This is a genomic window from Gardnerella swidsinskii (assembly GCF_023277705.1).
In the GTDB taxonomy this organism is placed as follows: Bacteria; Actinomycetota; Actinomycetes; order Actinomycetales; family Bifidobacteriaceae; genus Bifidobacterium; species Bifidobacterium swidsinskii.
Map to the genome: position 1 here is coordinate 790,882 of NZ_CP083176.1, position 25,247 is coordinate 816,128.

16 protein-coding genes, 1 tRNA gene, 3 rRNA genes and 1 pseudogene are annotated in these 25,247 nt (G+C 44.8%); 1 reads left to right on the forward strand and 20 read right to left on the reverse strand.

Going from position 1 to position 25,247, the window contains the following annotated elements; translation table 11 throughout:
- Positions 1-294 precede the first annotated feature (294 nt).
- The 8 genes and pseudogenes from K9E37_RS03025 to K9E37_RS03060 all read right to left on the reverse strand — a co-directional run bounded on the left by K9E37_RS03025 (position 295) and on the right by K9E37_RS03060 (position 10,442).
- The gene (locus tag K9E37_RS03025; RefSeq protein WP_081378952.1) at positions 295-1,026 is read right to left on the reverse strand and encodes a sensor histidine kinase; all 732 of its coding nucleotides are present in this window, start codon (positions 1,024-1,026) and stop codon (positions 295-297) included.
- Between the two features lie 458 nt (positions 1,027-1,484).
- The gene (locus K9E37_RS03030; protein WP_012914550.1) at positions 1,485-2,135 is read right to left on the reverse strand and encodes a response regulator transcription factor; all 651 of its coding nucleotides are present in this window, start codon (positions 2,133-2,135) and stop codon (positions 1,485-1,487) included.
- Positions 2,136-2,329: 194 nt separating this feature from the next.
- The gene (locus K9E37_RS03035) at positions 2,330-3,661 is read right to left on the reverse strand and encodes an ATP-binding protein (RefSeq protein WP_041160538.1); all 1,332 of its coding nucleotides are present in this window, start codon (positions 3,659-3,661) and stop codon (positions 2,330-2,332) included.
- A 154-nt stretch (positions 3,662-3,815) separates the two neighbouring features.
- Positions 3,816-4,535: pseudogene (locus tag K9E37_RS03040) on the reverse strand (nitroreductase family protein).
- Positions 4,536-4,757: 222 nt separating this feature from the next.
- Positions 4,758-4,874: ribosomal RNA gene (gene rrf / locus K9E37_RS03045) — 5S ribosomal RNA — on the reverse strand.
- 178 nt (positions 4,875-5,052) lie between these two features.
- Positions 5,053-8,119, reverse strand: a 23S ribosomal RNA gene (locus K9E37_RS03050).
- A gap of 376 nt (positions 8,120-8,495) precedes the next feature.
- A 16S ribosomal RNA gene (locus K9E37_RS03055) occupies positions 8,496-10,022 on the reverse strand.
- Together the 16S, 23S and 5S rRNA genes form the textbook arrangement of a ribosomal RNA operon.
- Positions 10,023-10,214: 192 nt before the next feature.
- Positions 10,215-10,442: a hypothetical protein gene (locus K9E37_RS03060; RefSeq protein WP_248893573.1), complete on the reverse strand. Its 228-nt coding sequence runs from the start codon at positions 10,440-10,442 to the stop codon at positions 10,215-10,217.
- A gap of 353 nt (positions 10,443-10,795) precedes the next feature.
- Here K9E37_RS03060 and K9E37_RS03065 point away from each other — a divergent pair, with 353 nt between their 5' ends.
- On the forward strand, positions 10,796-11,569 hold the full coding sequence (locus tag K9E37_RS03065) for an SIR2 family NAD-dependent protein deacylase (RefSeq protein WP_012914553.1): 774 nt from the start codon (positions 10,796-10,798) through the stop codon (positions 11,567-11,569).
- 25 nt (positions 11,570-11,594) lie between these two features.
- Here K9E37_RS03065 and K9E37_RS03070 read toward each other — a convergent pair whose 3' ends face one another.
- From K9E37_RS03070 to tgt, 12 genes are all read right to left on the reverse strand, one after another.
- Entirely contained in the window at positions 11,595-13,514 is a 1,920-nt protein-coding gene (locus tag K9E37_RS03070) for an alpha-glucosidase (RefSeq protein ID WP_012914554.1), read from the reverse strand.
- A gap of 214 nt (positions 13,515-13,728) precedes the next feature.
- Positions 13,729-14,697, reverse strand: coding sequence for a ketopantoate reductase family protein (locus K9E37_RS03075; protein ID WP_004109418.1), 969 nt, complete (start codon positions 14,695-14,697; stop codon positions 13,729-13,731).
- A 242-nt stretch (positions 14,698-14,939) separates the two neighbouring features.
- Positions 14,940-15,986, reverse strand: coding sequence for a ribokinase (locus K9E37_RS03080; protein WP_004109420.1), 1,047 nt, complete (start codon positions 15,984-15,986; stop codon positions 14,940-14,942).
- A 46-nt stretch (positions 15,987-16,032) separates the two neighbouring features.
- Entirely contained in the window at positions 16,033-16,428 is a 396-nt protein-coding gene (gene rbsD / locus K9E37_RS03085; protein WP_004109421.1) for a D-ribose pyranase, read from the reverse strand.
- Between the two features lie 294 nt (positions 16,429-16,722).
- Positions 16,723-17,661 carry a D-ribose ABC transporter substrate-binding protein gene (locus K9E37_RS03090; RefSeq protein ID WP_410310432.1) on the reverse strand — a complete coding sequence of 313 codons (939 nt, stop codon included), beginning with the start codon at positions 17,659-17,661 and terminating at the stop codon, positions 16,723-16,725.
- Positions 17,662-17,924: 263 nt separating this feature from the next.
- Positions 17,925-18,926, reverse strand: coding sequence for an ABC transporter permease (locus tag K9E37_RS03095; protein ID WP_004109423.1), 1,002 nt, complete (start codon positions 18,924-18,926; stop codon positions 17,925-17,927).
- 171 nt (positions 18,927-19,097) lie between these two features.
- The gene (locus tag K9E37_RS03100) at positions 19,098-20,591 is read right to left on the reverse strand and encodes a sugar ABC transporter ATP-binding protein (RefSeq protein ID WP_033888531.1); all 1,494 of its coding nucleotides are present in this window, start codon (positions 20,589-20,591) and stop codon (positions 19,098-19,100) included.
- A 216-nt stretch (positions 20,592-20,807) separates the two neighbouring features.
- Positions 20,808-21,818, reverse strand: a complete 1,011-nt coding sequence (locus K9E37_RS03105; RefSeq protein WP_004109425.1) for a LacI family DNA-binding transcriptional regulator — start codon at positions 21,816-21,818, stop codon at positions 20,808-20,810.
- Between the two features lie 389 nt (positions 21,819-22,207).
- The gene (locus tag K9E37_RS03110; RefSeq protein ID WP_064622043.1) at positions 22,208-22,669 is read right to left on the reverse strand and encodes a nucleoside deaminase; all 462 of its coding nucleotides are present in this window, start codon (positions 22,667-22,669) and stop codon (positions 22,208-22,210) included.
- Between the two features lie 74 nt (positions 22,670-22,743).
- A complete protein-coding gene (locus tag K9E37_RS03115) occupies positions 22,744-23,514 on the reverse strand; it encodes an alpha/beta hydrolase (RefSeq protein WP_004109429.1) in 771 nt (256 codons plus the stop codon).
- Between the two features lie 146 nt (positions 23,515-23,660).
- Positions 23,661-23,743: transfer RNA gene (locus tag K9E37_RS03120), tRNA-Leu, on the reverse strand.
- Between the two features lie 75 nt (positions 23,744-23,818).
- A complete protein-coding gene (gene tgt / locus K9E37_RS03125; RefSeq protein WP_004109431.1) occupies positions 23,819-25,144 on the reverse strand; it encodes a tRNA guanosine(34) transglycosylase Tgt in 1,326 nt (441 codons plus the stop codon).
- Positions 25,145-25,247: the final 103 nt, after the last annotated feature.

Below are 25,247 nucleotides of genomic sequence, written 5' to 3' on the forward strand. Positions count from 1 at the left end.
ACCAAGACAAATATTTTAAAGGTAAAGCTATGTAGCGATAAGATGGTCACAAGATATAATTGAAAGTATTACTTTTCAGTAAAAAATATGTGTTAGAACAAAAAGTGTACACGTTAACAACCTTTATTTATTTTAAAAAGAGGATAGTTACTATGTCAAAAACAGCTTTATCTCTCTGTTTCATTCTATTATTCTTGTTCACAAATGGTGAAACAACAACCACACAAATGGCAAATATCAATACAATAAACCAAATTAACCAAATTAGAGACAGAAATGTGTATTGTCCTATATTCATGCATGCTCTTGGTATGTGTTAAATTCGCCATCAGCAACTCTTGCTCTAGTTGGAATAATAGCAGTGCATTTCCAATATCTGCTAAAACTATGAATACTTATAGAACCGCCAAACTGTTTGATAATATCATGATGGAGCTGAAGTCCTTTTTTAGAAGCTGGACGAGTAGCAGGTTCCTGCTTATTAAATGAAGAACACATGTTGAACTGTCTAATGACAATTTGTTCCCTTTCTACAGAAAAGCTCATTCTATACCACAACGTGGCATGTTTGCGTGTATTAAGATACAATTCATCAATTAAATCAAGAACTTCACGAATAACCTCGCAACTCATATCTGAGTCAATATCATCGTCGAATATTCTACACACAGATTCCCCATGCAATCCACATGTTTTATTGAGCGCGTCATTTTTCTTAATGACATAGTTAATGCGCTGTATAAATTCAGTACGAACATCTTGCAATATTCCATTGTTATGAAGTAAGTCAATAATACGATGGCCTTCTTCAAAGGCCTGATTCGCTAAAGTCTTCATTTCTTCAAAAGAAGCTCGTTGTTCCTCAGAAAGAGATGTGTCAAGTAGCGCTATCTCAATGTTCAGGATAAGATCAGCAATTTTATTAGTCATATGATCATGCATGCACACTGCCAATTGTAGATTGTGAACAATCTGATGTTCTTGTTCACGCAAAATAATTTTCTTATGTTGGATACGCAGAATCACACCTAAGGAAGCACAAAAAGCACTCATTAAAACATAAATAAAAAATAATTTAAAAGATGACGTAGTTGGGGAGTAGTAATAACAAAAACACTGTAATATATATGAAACTAAAAGTAATTGAATTGTAAGCCGAAGATAATATACATAAGCAATATAAGTAAAAGTAAAAACAAATCCAAACGTTACTACAGGAACGTAAATCATCGGAATAATAGAGATGCATAGATGCAACAAAACATAGCAAATACTCATTAAACGTGGCGATACCCAAATTAATAAATTTATAATCACGAGTGTAATATGTAGTAACTTAGATATTGTCGAAATGTTATTAGCGTTGGCACAGCAATATGCATCCATTACACTGGTTATACAACTCAAAAACAGTAATGTTTTATTGCCAACAAACTTTTCGCGTAAACTTCGCAATAATGAAAGCGCCATTGATCCTCACACCCTTAGTACTCATCATGTAACCAAGCAGCAATTAGTTGTGCACGGTTGAGAGTACCCATCTTCTTACATACACGACGAAGAATTGTCTCAACGGTGCCAATTTCGACAAATAATTTCTTCGCTATTTGTGCATTTGTCATGCCTTGCACGCATAGTTTAACAATTTCTTGTTCATGATTTGTTAATGCAAGAATACCAACTTTCGGCTTATTTTGTAATCTTTGGAATGCTACCATAGCATCATCAAAATGAATATTATTTATTTTCTGCGGACAGAATATTCCGTTACTAATATCATCGAGCATGTCACAAATTATTTTTGGGTGATTCTTGCCAACAATGCACTGAGCACCTGCTACGGATGCTGTTAATGCATAATCTTTAATAGGAAACGAAGTGATAGCAATGATGATTGGACGCTCATATCTTCGCCGTAATTCATACAATATCCTGGTTCCAGAAACTCCAGCCATATACATGTCTATCAACAATACGTCAGGACATTTTTCCGCACAAAGCGATAATGCTTTCTCGTAAGAAGTAGAAAACCAGCAAATATGACAAGATGGAACGATTTTCTCAATATAAGTTTTAATACCACGTAAACAAAAAGAATCATCGTCAATAATTCCGACAGCAATCTGCTTTGCCATATCACTCCTTTGAAAACTACAATATTTAAAATTGTAAGCAAACACCGTGTCTATAAAAACATAAAAATATAATCCACTATAATAGTAATATTCTCAAAATTTATATACGCATCTGCTTGACAATAAACAAGATTAACCATACAAAGATTCCGAAGACACCTTTAATAACAAATACTTATTTATTCCCTAAATCTTCACCGCTTAAGACTATCCTCGTTAAGCAAAAAATCAAATAGGTCCATGGTGACTACCCCACGATTATCTCTTGTAGCATGCAATCCATTTTTCGTAACTACTATCTTTTTGAAGGAATTATCAATATAGTAAAGCGAGCGTTTCTCTCGCAATGATTTTTCTTCCGTTGGCATAGCGGGCGCAGATTGTATATAATATTTTTCACTTCCCAAAGTAGCAATAAAATCTATTTCCAAAGATTTTTGCGCATAAATATCATGGTTATTTTTATCTTTTCGACCAGTATTTTCGGCAATATTCATTTCGCCAATATCCACGTTATATCCGCGATATCTTAATTCGTTGTATATAACATTTTCCATAATATGCGACTCTTCAATTTGCCTAAAATTAAGTAAAGCGTTGCGTACACCAATGTCTTCAAAGTAAATTTTGAACAAGGAATCAATGTATTTTTTGCCCTTAATATTGTACTTTTGAGCTTTGCTTACAAGAAAAGCATCGCTGTAGTAGTCTATGAAACGACTAACAGTTGCTGAAGTAATTTCCCCATATCCGTGGCTAATAAACGTGTTAGAAAGTTTCCTTGGATTAACAGGAGCACCTATTGATGAAGCTATTACTTGCAAAGTTTCAGAAAGAGCCTGTTCTTTTCGCACGCCGTTTCGCTGAACTACATCTTTCAAATAAGTTTCTTTAACAAGATTTTCAAGGTAGTTTATTTGTTCCTCAACATTTTGCATTCTAGCTACAAGCGGTATTCCGCCAGTAACAATGTAATCTGCCCAAGATTCTGAAACCGTTTTGTTAGAACTTTCCACATATTCGGCAAAAGTAAGGGGTTGGACGTGAACTTCTGTGCTCCTCCCCTTAAATTCAGTAACAATGTCTGATGAAAGAAAACGGGAGTTAGATCCAGTAACATATATGTCTAAATTTGCGTGCCTTAAGTAACTGTTAAGTGTACCAACAAAATTATCAAGCAATTGCACTTCGTCGAGGAAAATGTAAAACTTGTCACTATCATTTATTTGCGACGCAATGTAGCGACGGAACACTTTAGCATTTATAACGTAGCCAAGTTTTTTATCTGCGATTTTTACTGGCTCGCCATTTGCGAATGGCTCAAGACGATCAATATCTTCGTCTGCATCAAAGGCAAACCGAATAATATTCTTCTGCAAAACACCTTGAGAAATAAGAGAATTATAGAACAGCTCGTTAAGAATGAACGACTTTCCCGCGCGGCGCACACCAGTAATGATTTTAACCAGACCATTCCAACTAAGCTGGTTAAGTTTCCTTATGTAACTTTGACGATTGAAAATCATTCGCATTCCTTTTCCTTCCACTTCTATCTTCAATTTAGCAAAGTACTTTGGTTTTTGCAAGATAGAATTAGCGAAAATAGGACATATTTAGCAATTCTATCTGATATTTTCCAAAGTACTTTGCGCTTTGCAAGATAGATTGGTTTATGCGAAGTTACTTTTCCTGCGCAAGCTCGATTGGCGGATGCTCCGCACGGAAAGCATTTACGTGCGCTTCAGACGCATACCCTAACGCAAAACCAGTAATCAGCGCATACTCCGGCGGAATGTCGAATACTTCGTCAAGCGGCGAACGCTATGTAGCAAGAACGCCAAGCGGGCATGAATCTACGCCTTGCTCTTTGGCAGCCAACAGTAACGTTTGCAGCATAATTCCAGCATCCAGCGCAGCAAATGGTAGAAAATCACGGCGTACAAGCACAAATCCCATAACTGGCGCACCAAACGCCTGGAAGTTGCGCAAAGTGTGAGCATTTCGAGCAGGAAAATCTTTACGATCAATATTTAAATGTTTATACAACGCCAACCCTAAACGCGCACTGCGCTCTTTAAGCGATTGCGGATACGGAGCCATTACAGGAAAATCTCCATCCGGCTGGCTCATTTTCTGGGCTATCATGCGCTCGTATTCGCTAAGGGTAGCGTCTTTAGTACGAAACATTGCTTTGCATTTTTGCGTATAAGCATCAATAAGCTGCTGCTTGCGTTCTCCTTGAGCAATAGCGAGCATGTAGCCACGAGTGTTAGACCAGCTCGGCGATTGTGCAGCTGTTTGCAAAATAGTTTCAAGTATTTTAGAATCGACTGGCTTATTTAGAAAATCACGTGCAGAAAATCGCGACTTTGCGAGTACTTCAAAAGTTTGTGTAGTCATGCTTTTAGTATATCGCACCAAATACGCACGCAGTACTTTCCTCGCGTTTGCGCGACGACCTGCTTGAGCGCAGCATTGCGCGCGCGAAAGCAATTCGGAGCGTGAGCTTGCTCAGCAGTGAGCGCTTATAGCGCGAGCGTTGTCCAGAGTTTGGAGGATTACAAAAACAGTAGTATACGAAAATAAAAAAGCGGGGAGTGAAAACTCCCCGCTAGAAAAATAATGCGGCAGCGTGCTAGTCTCCCACACCCTATCGAGTGCAGTACCCTCGCCGTGTCAGGCCTTAGCTTCCGGGTTCGGAATGGGACCGGGCGTCTCACCTGAGCCATGACCACCGCAAAACTAGATTATACACTCAAAACCATTGAGTGGCAACACGTGGCGGTTAGGGAACCGGACATGAACGCGAATAAAAACTCTCTTACCAACTGATCGTTAAGCAAAACATTCAGTACTCATTAACGCTAGAAGAATAATACTCACAGAAACTCACCCTCCCCACTAGTAAAAGTGAGGAAGAATGTCACCATCGCCCGTTAGTACTAGTCAGCTCCACCCCTTACAGGGCTTCCACATCTAGCCTATCAACCACGTGTTCTACATGGGGGCTCACACACTAAAGTGCAAGGAATGCTTATCTTGGAGCAGGCTTCCCGCTTAGATGCTTTCAGCGGTTATCCCTTCCGAACGTAGCTAACCGGCAGCGCCACTGGCGTGACGACCGGCATACCAGAGGTTCGTCCACCCAGGTCCTCTCGTACTATGGGCAGGTCTCCTCAACATTCCAACGAGCGCAGAGGATAGAGACCAAACTGTCTCACGACGTTCTGAACCCAGCTCGCGTGCCGCTTTAATCGGCGAACAGCCGAACCCTTGGGACCTGCTCCAGCCCCAGGATGCGACGAGCCGACATCGAGGTGCCAAACCATCCCGTCGATATGGACTCTTGGGAATGATCAGCCTGTTATCCCCGGGGTACCTTTTATCCGTTGAGCGATGCCACGTCCGTACGCCGGCACCGGATCACTATCTCCGACTTTCGTCCCTGCTCGACCCGTCAGTCTCACAGTCAAGCCCGCTTGTGCGATTACACTCAACACCCGATTGCCAACCGGGCTGAGCGGACCATTGAGCGCCTCCGTTACTCTTTAGGAGGCAACCGCCCCAGTTAAACTACCCGCCAGGCACTGTCCCTGACACGGATAACGTGTCGAGGTTAGACGCCAGATATGGAAAGAGCGGTATTTCACCTGTCGACTCCACGCAAGCTAGCGCCCACGCTTCACAGCCTCCCGCCTATGCTACACGATCCACACCTAACGACAATACCAAGGTATAGTAAAGGTCCCGGGGTCTTTTCGTCCTTCTGCGCTTAACGAGCATCTTTACTCGTACTGCAATTTCGCCGGGCTCCTGGCCGAGACAGTGGGGAAGTCGTTACGCCATTCGTGCAGGTCGGAACTTACCCGACAAGGAATTTCGCTACCTTAGGATGGTTATAGTTACCACCGCCGTTTACCGGGGCTTAAATTCACCGCTTCACCGAAGCTAACGGATCCTCTTAACCTTCCGGCACCGGGCAGGCGTCAGAGCGTATACAGCGGCTTACGCCTTCGCACGCTCCTGTGTTTTTGGTAAACAGTCGCTACCCCCTAGCTTGTGCCACCCCCAACAGCTCAACAGTGTAAAACCATATCACCATCAGGGGTCTCCCTTATGCCGAAGGCACGGGAGTAATTTGCCGAGTTCCTTGGCCAGGATTCGCCCGATCGCTTCGGTATACTCTACCAGACCACCAGTGTCGGTTTAGGGTACGAGCGGAATCACACCTCACGTTGAAGCTTTTCTTGGCAAGCAGGATCACCGGAATCAGCCTTACAGCCTACCCATCACGCCTCAGCTTTAACATCCCCCGGATTTACCTAGGAGACAGCCCACACGCTTAGCCACGGAAAACCACCTCCGCAGCCGGCTACCTACCCGCGTCACTCCCACGCTAACCTACTACCGATACAGTCCCAACACAAACCAGCCAACAACCCCGAAAGGCAATCAACCAGCAAATGAAGGTTAGTACTCTCAGATTCAGTTCGAACGGTGTAACACCGGTACGGGAATATCAACCCGTTCATCCATTCGACTACGCCTGTCGGCCTCGCCTTAGGACTCGACTCACCCGGGGACGACGAACGTGGCCCCGGAACCCTTAGTCATTCAGCGGACGGGATTCACACCCGTCTCTCGCTACTCATGTCTGCATTCTCACTCCTGTAAAGTCCACGACAAGTTCACACTGCCGCTTCACCCCATACAGGACGCTCTCCTACCCCGCATGAAACAAATCATGCAGCCGCGTCTTCGGTGGCGTGCTTAAGCCCCGCTACATTGTCGGCGCGGAACCACTAGACCAGTGAGCTGTTACGCACTCTTTCAAGGATGGCTGCTTCTGAGCCAACCTCCTGGCTGTCTATGCGACTCCACATCCTTTCCCACTTAGCACGCGCTTCGGGACCTTAGACGACGATCAGGGCTGTTTCCCTTTTTGACGACGGAGCTTATCCCCCGCCGACTCACTGCCGTGATAAACCTAACAGGTATTCGGAGTTTGGCTGCTATTGGTACCCGGTATGGGCCCGCAAGCATCCAGTAGCTCTACCCCCTGTAAGCAATAACACGACGCTGCACCTAAATGCATTTCGGAGAGAACCAGCTATCACGGAATTTGATTGGCCTTTCACCCCTAACCCCAAGTCATCCCCCAGTTTTTCAACCTAGGTGGGTTCGGTCCTCCACACGGTCTTACCCGCGCTTCAACCTGCTCAGGGCTAGATCATCCCGCTTCGGGTCCAGGACATGCGACTCAAACGCCTTTTTAAAAACTCGCTTTCGCTACGGCTCCCCCACCCGGGTTAGCCTCGCCACATACCACTGACTCGCAGACTCATTTTTTTTCGATAGGCACGCCGTCACCCCACAAAGAAGGCTCCGACGGATTGTAAGCGCACGGTTTCAGGAACTATTTCACTCCTCCCGGGGTGCTTTTTCACCTTTCCCTCACGGTACTAGTACACTATCGGTCAGACAGGAATACTTAGGCTTACCCAACGGTCTGGGCAGATTCACGCGGGATTCCACGAGTCCCGCGCTACTTGGGAATAAACATAAAGAGACATCGCACGACAAGCTACGGGGCCATCACCCTCTACGGCTGGGAATTCAATCCCATTCACCTAGCACGACATTTTATCACTCTCCTCAACCCCGTCAGAGGCTGAACAGTCCATCCCACGACCCCGAATGCGCAACACCTGACGGCTATCACACGCACCCGGTTTAGCCTGATCCGCTTTCGCTCGCCACTACTCACGGAGTATCCTTTCCTGCAGGTACTGAGATGTTTCACTTCCCTGCGTACCCCCCACAAAAACTGTGGTGACCACTCATAACAGTGGCCGGGTCTCCCCATTCGGAAATCCTCGGATCAAAGCCCACTCGGCAGCTCCCCGAGGCATATCGCAGCCCGTCACGTCCTTCATCGGTCCTGTCTACCAAGGCATCCACCATACGCCCTTACCAGTGACAAACACTAAAGTAAGAACCCATCAGCAAAATTCTCTAGACAAAAAATCATCACACTAAACGATCACAAAACGATCAAGCGACTCCAACAAAAGGAGCCGGTTGAAATTGATAAAAGCAAAAAAATCGAAACAAAAAAGTTTCGCATTTTACTCGCGTCCACTATCCAGTTCTCAAACCACCACAACACCACAAAACCCAAGCCAAACACTCAAAAGCATCAACCTGAAATCCTGTGAGTCAAGGACCGCAACCCCAAACAAAGGGGGGTGGCAATCCGGGAACCCAAAAGCATGCCCAACAAACTCATCTAAAAACGTTAACTATTGTTTTCCACACCAGTAACCACACTCAAACCGAGCGTGCACAAAAACTCCGTAGAAAGGAGGTGATCCAGCCGCACCTTCCGGTACGGCTACCTTGTTACGACTTAGTCCCAATCACGAGCCTCACCTTAGACGGCTCCATCCCAAAAGGGTTAGGCCACCGGCTTCGGGTGCTGCCCACTTTCATGACTTGACGGGCGGTGTGTACAAGGCCCGGGAACGCATTCACCGCGACGTTGCTGATTCGCGATTACTAGCGACTCCGCCTTCACGTAGTCGAGTTGCAGACTACGATCCGAACTGAGACCGGTTTTAAGGGATCCGCTCCATGTCACCATGTCGCATCCCGTTGTACCGGCCATTGTAGCATGCGTGAAGCCCTGGACGTAAGGGGCATGATGATCTGACGTCATCCCCACCTTCCTCCGAGTTAACCCCGGCGGTCCCCCGTGAGTTCCCGGCATAACCCGCTGGCAACACAGGGCGAGGGTTGCGCTCGTTGCGGGACTTAACCCAACATCTCACGACACGAGCTGACGACGACCATGCACCACCTGTGAACCTGCCCCGAAGGGAAACCACATCTCTGCAGTCGACAGGCACATGTCAAGCCCAGGTAAGGTTCTTCGCGTTGCATCGAATTAATCCGCATGCTCCGCCGCTTGTGCGGGCCCCCGTCAATTTCTTTGAGTTTTAGCCTTGCGGCCGTACTCCCCAGGCGGGACGCTTAACGCGTTAGCTCCGACACGGAACCCGTGGAATGGGCCCCACATCCAGCGTCCACCGTTTACGGCGTGGACTACCAGGGTATCTAATCCTGTTCGCTCCCCACGCTTTCGCTTCTCAGCGTCAGTAACAGCCCAGAGACCTGCCTTCGCCATTGGTGTTCTTCCCGATATCTACACATTCCACCGTTACACCGGGAATTCCAGTCTCCCCTACTGCACTCTAGCCCGCCCGTACCCGGCGCAGACCCACCGTTAAGCGATGGGCTTTCACACCAGACGCGACGAACCGCCTACAAGCTCTTTACGCCCAATAATTCCGGATAACGCTTGCGCCCTACGTATTACCGCGGCTGCTGGCACGTAGTTAGCCGGCGCTTATTCGAAAGGTACACTCACCCGAAAGCTTGCTCCCAATCAAAAGCGGTTTACAACCCGAAGGCCTTCATCCCGCACGCGGCGTCGCTGCGTCAGGGTTTCCCCCATTGCGCAATATTCCCCACTGCTGCCTCCCGTAGGAGTCTGGGCCGTATCTCAGTCCCAATGTGGCCGTCCGCCCTCTCAGGCCGGCTACCCGTCGAAGCCTAGGTGGGCCATTACCCCGCCTACAAGCTGATAGGACGCGACCCCATCCCATGCCACTAAACACTTTCCCAACAAGACATGCGTCAAGTTGGAGCATCCAGCATTACCACCCGTTTCCAAGAGCTATTCTGGAGCATGGGGCAGGTTGGTCACGCATTACTCACCCGTTCGCCACTCTCACCAACCAGCAAGCTGGTCAGATCCCGTTCGACTTGCATGTGTTAAGCACGCCGCCAGCGTTCATCCTGAGCCAGAATCGAACCCTCCACGAAAAACTTCAATGAAGAGCCAACAAAAGGCTCCAATATTAAAAAGAAAAAGACGAGACATTCTTTAAGGAAAGAACATCCCAACAAAAAACCTCACCACCATTTAACCATCTCTCAGGCACCCTGCAATCTGCAAGGCAGGCAATGAACTGGCAATAATTAACTAATAAGTAGTACAGACACGCTCTTGAGTTCTCAAACCACCACCACACCAGCCGGCCCATCAACCTCAACCGAGGAGAACCAGCCGCGCTGAGCAGCAAGAGATAAACTTACACCAACCCACGCTAAAAACGCAAACCCACCAAAAAAACAAACACCCCAAAACCATTGAAAAACAAGCCAAAACACCGGCGTGTCGAAAATCGCGAAAAAGCACCAAAAAACCAACACAAGACCAGGAACAATAATCAAAACCAACAAAAAATAATCAAAAATACCTCCAAAAACCTCAAAGCCGGGAGTGTCGCACGCACTCGCTTTAAGCAGAACAACAACAAATACGCAATTAATACAGAATCAACGCGAAAAATACACAATAAAAGCAGAAAAAGATGAGATATACGATTAGATATACACAAAAATATATGAGCGCGATATATGGAATACATACGGAATAAAAAATACCTATATAAATAGATACTTATTAAATAAACTTTTATAAAGCATACAAAGCACATAAAAACACAAAAAGCGTAAAGCGCATAAAGAAAAAAGAAAAATAAGAAAATAAGAATAGGGTATTAACAGACATTAATAAAAGAAGGAGCAGAAGAATGAGCAACAAGCAATCGAGCAATAAAGCACACCACATTGTTGTGCTCACAGGCGCAGGAATCTCCACAAGCGCAGGCATTCCTGACTTTCGCGGTCCAGATGGAGTTTGGACTAAACACCCAGAGCAAATGAGCGTTTATGACATAGACGCATTTTTAAGCAGTAAAGAGGAACGCGTCTACTCTTGGCGCTGGCAAAAAGAGTCTCCCGTTTGGAACGCACAGCCAGGAACAGCACACAAAGCACTTGTAAAACTCGAGAAGGCAGGAATGCTCGACCTTATAGCCACACAAAACTTTGACGCACTTCACGAAAAAGCTGGCAATAACCCAGACATTATAGTGAACTTGCACGGAAGCATTGGAACCTCACACTGCATGAGTTGCCACGCGAGCTATAAAACTGCCGATATTATGGCAGATTTAGATGAGCACCCGGATCCGCATTGCAGGCGCACTCTGCCGTACCGCAGCAATATGCCTTGTAATGGTCTCATAAAAACAGACGTTGTTTATTTTGGAGAAGCGCTTCCAGAAGGTGCTATGGAACGCAGTGCGCAAGCAATAGTTAAAGCGGACGAGCTGTGGGTTATTGGTTCCACGCTGGAAGTATTCCCAGCTGCCAGCCTCGTGCCGTTAGCTGCGCGCGCTGGAGTGCCGATTACGATAATGAACCTGGGCTCTACGCAATACGACTATTTGGCAGAGCGTATTATTCGCGAAGATATTGCGAAAGCTCTGCCAAAGTTAGTAGACGAAACTATTGCAAAGTGATTATTGCAAATTAACGCTATTAAAACTATTGCAAAGTAACAGCTATACCTTCCCAAGGCGCAAGCGTACCGTTTTTAAGCGATGTAAGCGCGTGATTCACGTCGTAGGTCGTAACCATTACGTCACGCCCTACAAAAGCGTTAGAGGCGCAATTTTGCAATAATTGCGCGCTCTGCGTAGGGATAGGCACAGTTGAGTCAGTCATATTAACCATTACGAGCATGCGTTCTGTAGATTCCGCGGAATTTGCAGCAGATTCCGCAGCAGTCTCTGCAGAATCTTCCTGCTTTTCGCAACCAGATTTAAGCTCGCGCACGAAAGCATACACGCACTCGTCATCTGCATCAACCAAATCCCAAGAACCAGCAGAAACAATCGGTTCCGAATGACGAAGCGCAATCAAATACTTATAGAAAGCGTAAACGGAATCTGAATCTTCCATCTGCTCCGCTGCGTTAATATCCACATAATTAGGATTCACACTAATCCACGGCTCTGCGTTATTTACCGACTGAACATTAAAAGGCATGAATCCCGCGTATTTAGAAGCATTCCACTGCATTGGAGTTCGAGAATTGTCGCGGCCGCGCTTTGCGAGCGCATCCATCATCGACTCAGCAGACTGAATATGCGCTTCTTCTACGCGCTGCTTAAACATATTCAACGCTTCCAAATCGCGATACTGCTCGAGACGCGTAAAGTGCGCGTTAGTCATACCAATTTCCTCGCCTTGGTACACGTAAGGCGTGCCGCGGTGCATGTGAAGAAGCATGGCAATCGCCTTAGCAGAGCGCACGCGCATCTCCTCGCTAGCCTCACTACCCCAGCGAGAAAGCGCACGCGGCTGATCGTGATTATTAAAGAACAGGCTCGCCCAACCAGCATCCGCTACCGCTTGTTGCTGCTCTGCCATCACGCTCTTTAATGCCGTAAGCTTTAGCGGCACAGGATTCCACTTAGTACCGTTTTCGCAATCGATATCCACATGATTGAACAGGAATAACATGTCAAGTTCGCTGTGGGCAGGGTCAGTAATATAAGTATTACGGTGCGGAGAAATTCCCGGAGCCTCGCCGACAGTAAGATAACCTTCGCGACCGTCGAAAACTTCTGCACGCATCTCACGCAAGAATTCGTCTAAACGAGGACCGTCCGAGCAGAACGGGAATGGCGAAGAATAGCCGTCAGCACCAGCTGGCAAATCTTCAATTTGGCAGCCATCTTCACCCGGCAAACGACCTTCAGAATCAACATGCTTGGAAATTTGCGTAATCACATCCATGCGGAAGCCATCAATTCCGCGATCCATCCACCAATTCATCATCTTGTACACGGCAGCGCGAACCGCGGGATTTTCCCAATTCAAATCTGGCTGCTTTGGCGAATACTGGTGAAGGAAGTATTCTCCGCGCTTCGGATCGTAAGTCCACGCGGAACCGCCGAAATACGAACCCCACTTATTCGGCTCCGCACCCGGCTCACCAGGCACACAACCTTCACGCGCAGGCCTCCACCAATACCAATCAGCGTAATCACTAAAAGCATCTCTTGAAGCCTGGAACCAAGCGTGCTCGTCAGAAGTGTGATTTACTACTAAATCCATCACGACTTTAAGACCGCGCTCGTGAGCTCCAGCCAGCAGCTCGTCCATATCTTCCAAAGTTCCGAAAAGCGGATCAATATCTTGATAATCGGAAATATCGTAGCCGTTATCGTCTTGTGGGGACTTGTAAACAGGGCTGAGCCAGAGCACGTCAACGCCTAAATCAGCCAAATAATCAAGGCGCGAAGTAATTCCCTTCAAATCACCAATGCCGTCACCGTTCGTATCCTGGAAGCTTCGTGGATAAATCTGATACACAACTGCATTCGCCCACCAAGGGTTTGGAGTAGCGCCGTTCGTACGCACGGATTCTGGCAAGTTTGCTCTGTCAAAAGTAGTCATTTAATCCCCATTAATTTACATTGATAAGTATTTTTATTGCAGTTTTATTTATTACAAATAATTCTATTTACTTAATAATATTTATGATTTTAGACTCTAAACTTTATCATCATACTAGATGTTACGCGCGGATAATAAAAAGCGGCCCGCAGTAAAAACCGCGAGCCGCGCCTCCTTCTCATTCATTGCAAGAGCTATAGGGATACTCTCTAAATTATTGCTGATTATGAAGTTTGAACGCGAGTTCTGCCAAATGAACTCCATGCGTTAAGAATTCGTGAGTGCGGCAAACGTAATCATTTTCGCGACCGAGCTTTGCTATGTAACCATTAATGTAATCGACTTCAGTCTTTCGTCCGCGACTCATATCTTGGTACATAGAAGGATAGTGCAGAGGATTTGCAACGCGACTTACGTAATCGATAGCCTCTAGCTCCTGCTGACGCGTATTAACCATACGAATTCCGGCACGCTCGCACACGTCGTACGCTTCGTTAATAAGCTGTTGAGCCATATCCATAGCCCCAGGGTACGAAATAAACTGACCCATTTGAATCTGATACATTGTGCACAAAGTGTTAACTACGGAATTGAAAACTACCTTCGCCATGCACGTACCCTTGAAATCTTCCGTAATAGTAGGATTCAATCCGGCAGCTTTAAAGTCGTCTCGCATAGCAAGCTCAACGTCACTCACCTGCTCGTTCAACGCGCACATATTCATAGTTCCAACGCCAACTTTACCAATAAAATCAACGTCGCCTGGACCGTTCAAAACGGTTGCAATCATGGCAGTTCCGCCGTAAATATGATCATCCGGGAAGTACTGCTGCAACTTTTCAAAATGACCCCAGCCATTCATAGCAGCAAACACAACCTGATGCTCTTTAAACAAATGCTTACAACGCTCCAACATTTCCGCAAGCTGCATTTGCTTCATAAACACAATCCACACGTCTGGATCGCCGTCATAATCTTCAGGCGTATACATATTAATCGGTACCAAATGACGGTTTTCATGGTCACGGCTCACCATTACGCCGCCTTGCTCGCGAACTTTATTCACATTCTCATCCCAGGCATCAATGAAATCAACATGAATGCCAGCCGTTTCCTGCAACAAAACGCCATAGCGATATCCCATAGCTCCCGAACCGATCATTGCATATTTCATGCCACTCATAGTGACACCTCCTTTTAGGTAAAAATGTGCTTAGGCGAAATTCGTGCATACATGAAAATTCGTCGAAGCGACTGTAAATATAGTAAAAAGCAGTAAGGCTGATTGTAGTGACTAAAATCAGCCAACTGCTTTTTGGTTTTTATAGCATATTACACAGTTTTAGAAGAATGTCAAAATTCTGTACATCGGCAAGGCGCGAACGTCAACTGAATATACTTACAATTTATGCATGCATCACCTACTTACAAGTGAAAAAATTGACGAATTTGAGCAACTGTACCGTAAGAAGCTTGTGCGCCAAATCCAGTAGCAGCATATGCAGCTACATAAGAAGCGAGTGACGCTGCATCAACCAACCGCATATCCACAGACAAACACGCAAGCACAGTACCCATAAAAGCATCGCCACAACCCGTAGTATCAACGGCATTGACATGCTGAGCCATAATTCGATGCACCGAATTATCAGCATAATCCAAAACCATAGACCCACGTGAGCCAAGTGTTACTATTGCCTCATTAAAGCCAAACTCATGCATTGCATGAAGCGTATGCTTCCAATCAAATGAATCCCAATCACCGCTATCTGGTTCTGAAATATGCAATAGCTGTGCCATTTCATGCTCATTGACCAGTAAGATATCTGCAGATCGTATAAGATCTTGCGGTAATGTATCCAAAAAAGGCGAATTATTAAGCAAAACTTTTACGCCATGTTCATGCGCTAAGCGAGCGCACATCGTAACCGATTCTAATGGACTTTCCAAGCAAAGCCCTAATACTTTTGCATTAGTAATAGCAGCTTGCACAGATGGCGACTGAATATAATCAATATCAACTTGCGAGTTAGACCCAGGCGCATAAACAATAGTATTTTCGCCACTTTGCGCATCCACTGTAATCACTGTTGCGCCACTGTTGCAATTGGGTACATGACGTACATACGTCGTATCAACACCAGATTCTCGCAAAGCACCAGTAAGAAAATCAGCATTAGCATCATCACCTACAGCACCGAACATACATACGTGCGCACCAAGCTTTGCAGCAGATACTGCCTGATTACCTGACTTGCCTCCAGGCAGTATTCGTATTTCGTTACCTTTAATGGTCTCACCAGGCATAGGAAGACGATTAGCAACAATAGTATAATCCGCATTCATAGAACCAACTATCGCTACAGTAGGCATCTTCATATTTCGTAACGCAGGCAATGTCTCATGTTGCAAAGCCACGTTAACAGGCTGAATGACTTTAATCTTTTCTAAACTCTCTAACGAGTCAAGCATATGATAACTACACATAATTCTCCCTAAATATTGCGCAAAACAAAGCTTAGAATGGAACGCCACAACGCAGCAACACGTTAGAATACGGAGTAGTCTCACCCGTTCGAATCACGAATTTAGCTTGCGAAACAAGAGCCTTAAACCCTCGTTCGCCATCATGCGGCACATAAGTCAATGGCACACCAAGCAAATCCTTGATCCATGTTTCTGGAACATCATCACAAGCTTCTTCCGCCATAATACCAGACTCAAGAACAAGATCATCCTTTATTGATGCAAGCACATCAGGAAATCGCGGTATTCCAAAAACCAAAGCTAAATCAATAACTTCTACGCCCGCTGGGACAGGCAGGCCACAGTCAGAAACAACAAATTGATCCTTATGCCTCAATTTTGCAATAGCAGCTGCTAATTGTGCGTTCAAAATACCATGAGTTAACATAATTCACCCCATATCGTGGCTCATGAAAGTGACATCAACAATGATCATCACCTTCATAACAAGTGCGCCACCACGAACATATATGATAAAAAATCTTATTAAGAAAACAATGGCGTTGAGAACACTAAAGCATACGGTATTAATAAATTTTACTGTTGCGATTATTTTCACGAAAGCATCATGAATGCTCTCAACACCATATAAATTTTGCATTAGCTATATTAATCCATAAAACTACTCAACATAAACTTTAATGTTTATATACAGAATTACATAGTTTTATGCAAATATGTATTACTCAAAATCACCCACATTCTTTATTGTCACTGTTTTCACAGTAATTGGTTCAGTCTTTGGAACACTTTGCCCTTTAATAGCTTTTACAGCAGCAGCAACGGCGGAACGACCAAGTTCCTTTGGCTGCTGAGCAATTGTTCCAGCCATTGCGCCGGCCTTAATAGCTTTCATACCGTCAACAGTGCCATCGAAACCGACTACTTTAATTTCTTTACCAGCTTTAGCTCCTAATGCTTGAATGGCACCTAATGCCATCTCGTCATTTTCGGCGTAAATGCCGGTTGCATTCGGGTGCGATTGCAACAAATTAGTAGCCACATTTAATGCTTCAGCACGGTCAAAGTTAGCAGTTTGTTCTGCTACAACTTTAATATTTGAATATTTCTTAATACGATCTTTGAATCCTTTGCCACGGTCACGAGTAGAAGCCGCTCCAGGAATACCTTGCAAAATCAAAACTTCACCCTTTTCGCCCATACTATTAGCTAGCGTGTCAGCAGCCTGAGCACCACCAGCAACGTTATCGGAAGCAATATGCGAAGTAACTTTTTCACCAGTTACAGAACGGTCAACAGAAATCACAGGCAAGTTCGCGCTTAGCAACGGGGCAACTGCAGGACCAGCAGCATCAGAATCTACAGGGTTAATAATAACAGCTTTTGCACCTTGTGATTGAGCATTCTGCGCTTGATCCTGCTGCTTTGCAGAATCATTCTGAGCGTCGGAAACTTGCAAATCAACACCAAGTTTCTTTGCTTCAGCTTGAGCACCATCACGCAAATCCACAAAGAACGGATTGTTCAAAGTAGAAACTAGCAATGCGACTTTATCGCCACTATTAGTACTACCACATGCACTCATGCTGACAATAAGTGCAGATGCTGCTACAACCGCGCAAGCAATCTTTACGCCTCGACGCATAATTGGATAATTCATCATATCTCCTTTGATTATTGCCCTGTGCTACCGCAAGTTTTAGTTCGATAAATCCACAATGTTGCAGTGACATAAGGCTGATGTTTCACCATCTCTTTACCTTATTGTTACGTAGTTTTGAGTTATAAAGTTCAGTTATAATATTCCAAATCGTCTCAATTCTTGCTGAAAATATTGATTACTCGCCACTTACGAATCAACATTTGCAAGATTCACCTCCTTCCTACGAGAAGATCAAGTTTATAAAAAGTATTAATTTGCTGTCAGTGCGTATCTTCCTTGCGGCGCAAAGTGTCAAGGCTCACAGCAAAGGCAATAACCAAACCAATAACTACTTGCTGCCAGAAGGAGGAAACATTCAAAATATTCAAGCCATTACGAATTACAGCCAGCAAAATTGCTCCTACGAAAGTGCCAGAAATCTTACCTTTACCGCCCGAAAGCGAAGCACCACCGATAACAACAGAAGCAATAGCATCCATTTCATAGCCAGCGGCAGCCTGAGGCTGAGCGGAATGTAAACGACCGGCAATAACTAAACCAGCGATGGCAGCGAAAATACCGGAAAAAACAAACACCATAATTTGCGTTTTATGAATATTGATACCAGAAAGGCGAGAAGCCTCCATATTTCCACCAACAGCATACATAGAACGACCAGTAGTGGTGAAGTTCAGTATTACTGCAGCAATAACACCCATGATAATCATCATCACAATTGGCATTGGAATACCTAATATCTTGGCACCAAAGAAATTCACCATGCCAGAAGTGGAAATAGGACGACCGTCTGAAACAACAAGGGTAAGTCCACGCGCAACAGACATCATTGCCAATGTAGCAATAAACGACGGTAACTTAAGAAAAGCGTTTGCAACACCTGAAATAAGACCAAAAAGCGCACCGGTTACTATGCCTACAACAACAGTTAACACTGGTGGCAAACCCATAGAAACGCCTGTATACGCAACCAACATACTAGAAATTGCAGCCACCGCACCTACTGACAAATCAATACCAGCGGACACGATAACAAAGGTTTGACCGAATGCCAAAATAGCAACTGTCGCAGCTTGAATACCCACATTGAGAATATTCACACTTGTCAAAAATGCTGGCGTGGCGCACGAAAGCGCAGCACACAAGATAATCAAGCCGATAAGAGCGCCATTGCGTGATGCAAACTTTTTCGCTGCAGGCAAAAATCCTTTATCAACTGCACCGTATCCCAAATGCTCAGATTTTGCACTACTCGTAGCAGCCATAATTTATACTCCTTTAACAAATTTTGCTATAACTCACTGCACTGCTGTGTGCAATAAATTGTTGTATGCAAGTTTTACGTTTGATTGGTAACTTTAATTTTTAAGATTTCAATATGGCTCATGTATCAGTTTCATATTGAAAGCAGTAAGGTTTTACTCATTCCTGTATGCTCAAATACCAGATGTATTAAGGTGAGTCACTGCAAGTTCCATCACACTTTCCTGCGTAGCCTCGCTTGCAGCTAATTCACCGCTGATTCTGCCGTTCGACATCACCAATACGCGATCTGACATGCCAAGCACTTCAGGCAAATCTGAGGATGCCATCAGCACAGCACCTCCATTTTCTACGATACTGTTAATCAACTCGTAAATTTCTACACGAGCACCAACATCAACACCACGAGTAGGCTCATCCAGCAATAGCACTTTCACGTTCGCCATAGACCATTTGCCGAACACGATTTTTTGTTGATTACCGCCAGATAGCGAACCAGCGAGTTGATCAATGTTTGCCATACGAATACGCAATTTTTTTGCAGTTTCTTCCTCGCGAGTACGCTGCCCTTTCAAATCCGCAAATCCTGCATGTGCTGTAGGAACTAATGTAGAAATTCCCAAATTTTCTGCAACAGATGCTTCAAGAATCAACCCTTGTACTCGACGATCTTCTGGGACTAAACCAAGACCAGCTGCGATGCTTCCTGCAATATTCGCTTTTGCAATAGATTTACCATCAACAGTTATTGAACCTGAATCATAACTATCTGCACCAAATATTGCACGAAGAACTTCGGTACGACCAGCACCTACCAAACCTGCAAGACCCACAACTTCGCCAGCATGAACGCTGAAGGATACATTTTCTAACGTACCTTTTCGCGTTAAGCCTTCTACTTTTAGCAGCTCTTTGCCTTGACTACGTTTGCCATGAGGGAATTGATTTGTAATATCACGACCTACCATGAGTTTTACAAGTTCCTTCTCAGGAACTTGCGCATCAACAGTATCGACGTATTTGCCATCGCGAAGTACGGTTACAACATCACCAATACGCGCAATTTCATCTAAATGATGAGAAATAAACACCATTCCAACATTTTTGGATTTTAAATCTTCCATAATGTTAAATAACTGTTCACATTCTGGTTTTGTTAGAGCAGCTGTTGGTTCATCAAGAATAAGGATAGATGCATGCTGCATAAGTGCTTTGGCTATTTCTACCATCTGTTGACGAGCTACACCAAGTTGTCCCATTGGCTTATTGACATCTTCATCTAAACCGATAACTTGCAATGCAGATTCCGCACGAGCACGCATCGTCGCGCGACTAACAAAACCAGCTTTCGTAGGAAGCATACCAAGGAACAAATTTTCCATAATAGAAAGTTCTGGCACCAAATTTAACTCTTGGTGAATCACAGCAATGCCCAATTTGCGAGCAGTATCCACATTAGGAATTCGCGCTGTTTCACCATTGATCTCAATATGACCTTTATCTGGCTGATAAATGCCGCTCATCATCTTAATAACTGTTGACTTGCCCGCACCATTTTCACCAAGGAGAACATGCACTTCACCTGGTTTTACTGTTACAGACACATTGTCAACTACCGTAGAATTACCGAATATTTTCGATACTCCTACTAGCGATAGTTCCGTCATGTCTTACCTCTTTCTTCGCTACAGCACCACTGCTGCCACGAAAATGCAATAAATTACGCTACATTACGCTTGTACTTTGGATGAGAATTATGCCGCAATGTGCATGCAAAAACGTAACAACAACGGTACGCTCAGGTGATTGCTGCACACGCTTACAAAGTCACGGTACAAAAATCAATAACAATAGTGTCAAGCTATAGAATAACAGCCTTACAGCTACGCATTTCCTAACGATTCACGCGGAATATACATAGTTTCTACTCGCTGCGATTGAACATCAACATTATGTTCTAACATATCCAAAAAAAGTGCAGCACTAGTACGACCAATGCGCTGAACTTGTTGCGAAATAGTAGAAATACGCGGCGTTGCTAAGCGGAATATTTCAACATCATCAAACGAGATAAGTGAAATGTCACTGCCTATCACTAATCCTTCACGAGCCATTACATCCATCACTCGCAGCGCATCTGGCGAATAACCGACAATAAGTGCTTTTACACCAACGCTAATCATGCGATGCAACACGCTAGCGCATGAGGATTGTTCAAATCCCGTAGATTCTACAAATACATGTTCTTCGCCAAATATCTCCGAAGCCACTGTACGAAATACTTGTTCACGTTCTTGCAGTGACGGTGAAGCGATAATTGGACCCGACACGTAGCCAACTGAGCAAAAACCATGTTGTTTAACATCCAATAATGCTTCACGAATACCTTGCTCTGGATCCGAATCCACAACTGGCACATGCGTCAAATCGCCAGTCCGAGACTCCACATGTCGATCCATAAACATAAGTGGAAGATGCTGCTCCATCAACATTCTCATAGCATCAGTTTCCTCACCTTGAGGCACAATAATCGCACCATCAATGCGTTGAGAAAGAATACTTGTAATGAATGAATCTTGACGAGCTGCACTCTCAGAAGATGTTCCAATAAACGCACAATAGCCGGCATCAAACAACGAGTCTTGCACAGTATACGCAAGCTCAGCAAAATACGCATTGCGTATATCTGGCACAAGTAGCCCCACTGTCTTAGTACGAGATGACCGCATCGCCTGAGCGCGAGAATCTGGTATATAACCTAGTTCCGCAACTGCACGCTCAACTTTCGCCTTAGTGTTTGCCGATATACGACCCGTATTATTCAATGCGCGAGAAACAGTTGATACTGATATACCAGCACGTTGCGCAACATCGCGAATCGTAATGTACGACATGACACCTCCAGCTCATCTCTTATGCTCAACCAGTGTTAACAATTTTGCACTGTTATCGATATGTTTTGATTTTAGCTTGTACTCCATGTTTTATACTACGTTTTTCCATATACTCCTCTCGTTGGAGAAAAACAGCACTATGCAACCATGCATAAGAGCCTCTGTGCAATCTTATTCTCAATGAGCAGCTTCATCAGCGCTGAATAGAATCCGCAATTGAGATAACGTTCCCACAATTGTCGGTTTCTTCAACTTACCTCATGCGGTAACGTTACCGCAACTATAACATTTTGCTAGAATGAACACAAGGGGAACACGCTAAAAATTACTTTTCATGCACTGCGTTATCTTGAATTAAACGCAACATTAAAAAATAATGCAACACTTATCTAACGTTGATGCGCAAAAAAGTTTCGCAAGGGTTGAGCACACTCAGATTCGCATACTGAACCAATGACTTCCGGACGTGAGCCAACATGAGGATCTCGCAAAATATCCCATACAGAACCACACGCACCAAGTTTGGCATCCCACGCCCCGAAAATCACGCGTTTAAGGCGCGTTTGCAGCACAGCTCCAGCACACATAGGGCAAGGTTCAAGAGTTACTACCAGAGTACAGTCAGATAGATTCCAAGATTTACGCGAGGTAGCAGCATCTTTCATAGCAAGCACTTCAGCATGAGCCAAAGGATCAGCGCTCTGCTCTCGCATATTTGCGCCTTTGCCAATAATATTACCGCTACCATCAAGCACAACTGCTCCAACTGGGACTTCGCCTGCAGAAGCAGACTCTCGAGCCAAATTCAAGGCTTGATTCATTGCAAATACTATCTCATCGCGCATATTCATGAAATCACTTTACAAATTAATTTACAGATTAAGAAAAAACAAAATCGAATAAATTTACATAAATCTAAGTAAATTTACATAAGCCCAGAAGAAATATCGTGAGTTACGAACCACTTGCGAATATCGCCAATTTCGTTCATATCAACAGCGTGATCCAACCCGCGATAACGACGTTCTTCAAGCCAAGTGTGCTCCTCAAGCCACGCTGCAGCAGCCGAGAATTCGTAAGGAGGAATCACGCCATCCTCTAATCCGTAGCCGAAAAATACAGGAGTATTACGCTCAGCTAAATCGTTATCTTGTAATGCGATTTCTTCCGAGGAAGCAGGAACACTAGGCGCTATGAACCCGGAAAGCGAAACGGCCGCACGGTAGCGCGAAGGATTCAAACGCAAAACGTGCACCGCGAGCGCAGCGCCTTGCGAAAAACCAAATGGCACAATGTCGCGATTCGCTGGAATATTTTCATGCACCCATTCGTCAATTGCTACAGCAGCAGCATACATATCGTAATCTAAATCTTCTCGCTGCGGCACAGCATCGTGGAACCAACTGTAAGCGCCTTCTGCCAGCTTAAGTGGAGCACGTAAAGCGATTGCATCATTATATGGTGCAACTACTCGCAACAAATCCAATAAATCTTCCTCGTTAGAACCCCAACCGTGAAGGAGCAAAAGCAGCGGATGCGTTGGATGAGCTGAAGCATTCCCTTGCGAATACTGTGCATTCATAACTTTTAAAGGCTCACCAAAACGACCCGGCACAACGTGAGATTCGCGACCAATATGTGGATCGTAAGAATTGTCACCTACATTATTGATATTTAGTTCATCGTTAGTGTTCATTACATCACCGTCGCTTGTAATAAATAAAAGTTTGTACAATACTCGCACTTTTTTGCATTGCAGTTGCAATATAGTTGCCTTATATTTGCACAAAAGGCCAGAATAGTAAGAGGCAAAGCCCTTGCAATTCCAGCCTTTTTAACTAGTGCGAACGGCGGGACTTGAACCCGCACGAGCATACGCTCACTGCCACCTGAAGACAGCGCGTCTACCATTCCGCCACGTTCGCATACAAAGTGCAAGGCTATCATATTTAACATAAATTCGCAATATTTAACCTAGCATTTTGCGCTCAAAACTACTCTCAGCCTTTAGAACCGTTTTCGTAATAGTGTGCAAGAGTCTCATCGCGGAACTCTTCAAAATATCCGCCGTCAATAGAAGCTCGAATATCGTCGAGCAGCTTCACAAAGAAACGCTCATTATGAATGGTTGCAAGCGTAAATCCATTCATTTCACTAGCGCGCAACAAATGATCCACATACATTCTGGAATAATGCGTGCAAGTGTAGCAATCGCAGCCTTCTTCAAGCGGACGCTGATCATGCTTAAACTCTGCACGTTTTACGTTGTAGCGACCATGACGAGTAAAAATTGCTCCGTTTCTTCCGCAGCGAGCTGGAGCCACGCAGTCGAAAGTATCTCCGCCGTTTTCAACGCAAGCAAAAATATCATCCACGGCTGCAATACCAAGCACGTGGCGTGGGCGATTTTCCGGCATAGCATCGCAAATCCAAGCGCAAGTATCACCAATAATTCGCTTCTCAATAGCGCCACCAATGCCTACGCCATCAAAATCTAAAGAAGCAATCTGCTCGGCCGCATGCCTACGCAAATCCTCATAATTAGCACCCTGCACAACGCCATACAATGCTTGATACGGCTTGCCTACACGCTCCTCGGTTAAACGCTGATGCTCTGCAACACAACGCTTTGCCCAGCGGAAAGTGCGCTCTACAGATTCCTCTTGATATCGGCGAGTATTCATCAAAGTAGTAAGCTCGTCGAAAGAAAACATAATATCCGCGCCCAGCTTATGCTGGATTCCCATAGAAATTTCAGCACTAAAACGGTGCTTAGCTCCGTTAAGAGGAGACTTAAAAGTTACGCCATCCTCGTCAACAAAAGCCATACGCTCCTTACCGGCTGCAATAACATCATCCGACTTCATGCCAGTAACGTCCATTGCAAGGGTCTTCTTAAAACCAGCACCCAAAGAAAGAACCTGAAAACCGCCAGAATCCGTAAAGGTTGGCTTATCCCAGTTCATAAACTTTCCCAATCCGCCAGCTTCGTCAAGAACATCCGCGCCAGGACGTTCGTACAAATGAAAAGCGTTTGAAAGCATGCACTGAGCGCCCAAATCCTTAATGCTTTCTGGCAACACTGCCTTCATTGCAGCTTGCGTTGCAACAGGTACAAATGCTGGGGTCTGAATATCTCCGTGAGGCGTGTGAATTACGCCGGTGCGCCCATAGCGAGCACCGTCACGACCTTTACCTTCAGCAGTATTGGAAAGTCGCGTTTTAGTTGTAAACGAAAATTCTTTGCGGTCACCAGGCTTCCCAGGCTCAGCTCCGCGTGGATGTTCAAGAAGACTTGTCATAGCATTTACTTTATTAGAAGGCATGACGAGTATAAATAAAAAACACACACAATTTATATTTTTCTGTGACAATATCCAAATTAATTTGCAAAATTTATGAAATTTACAAGGCAAATTATTTAAAAAA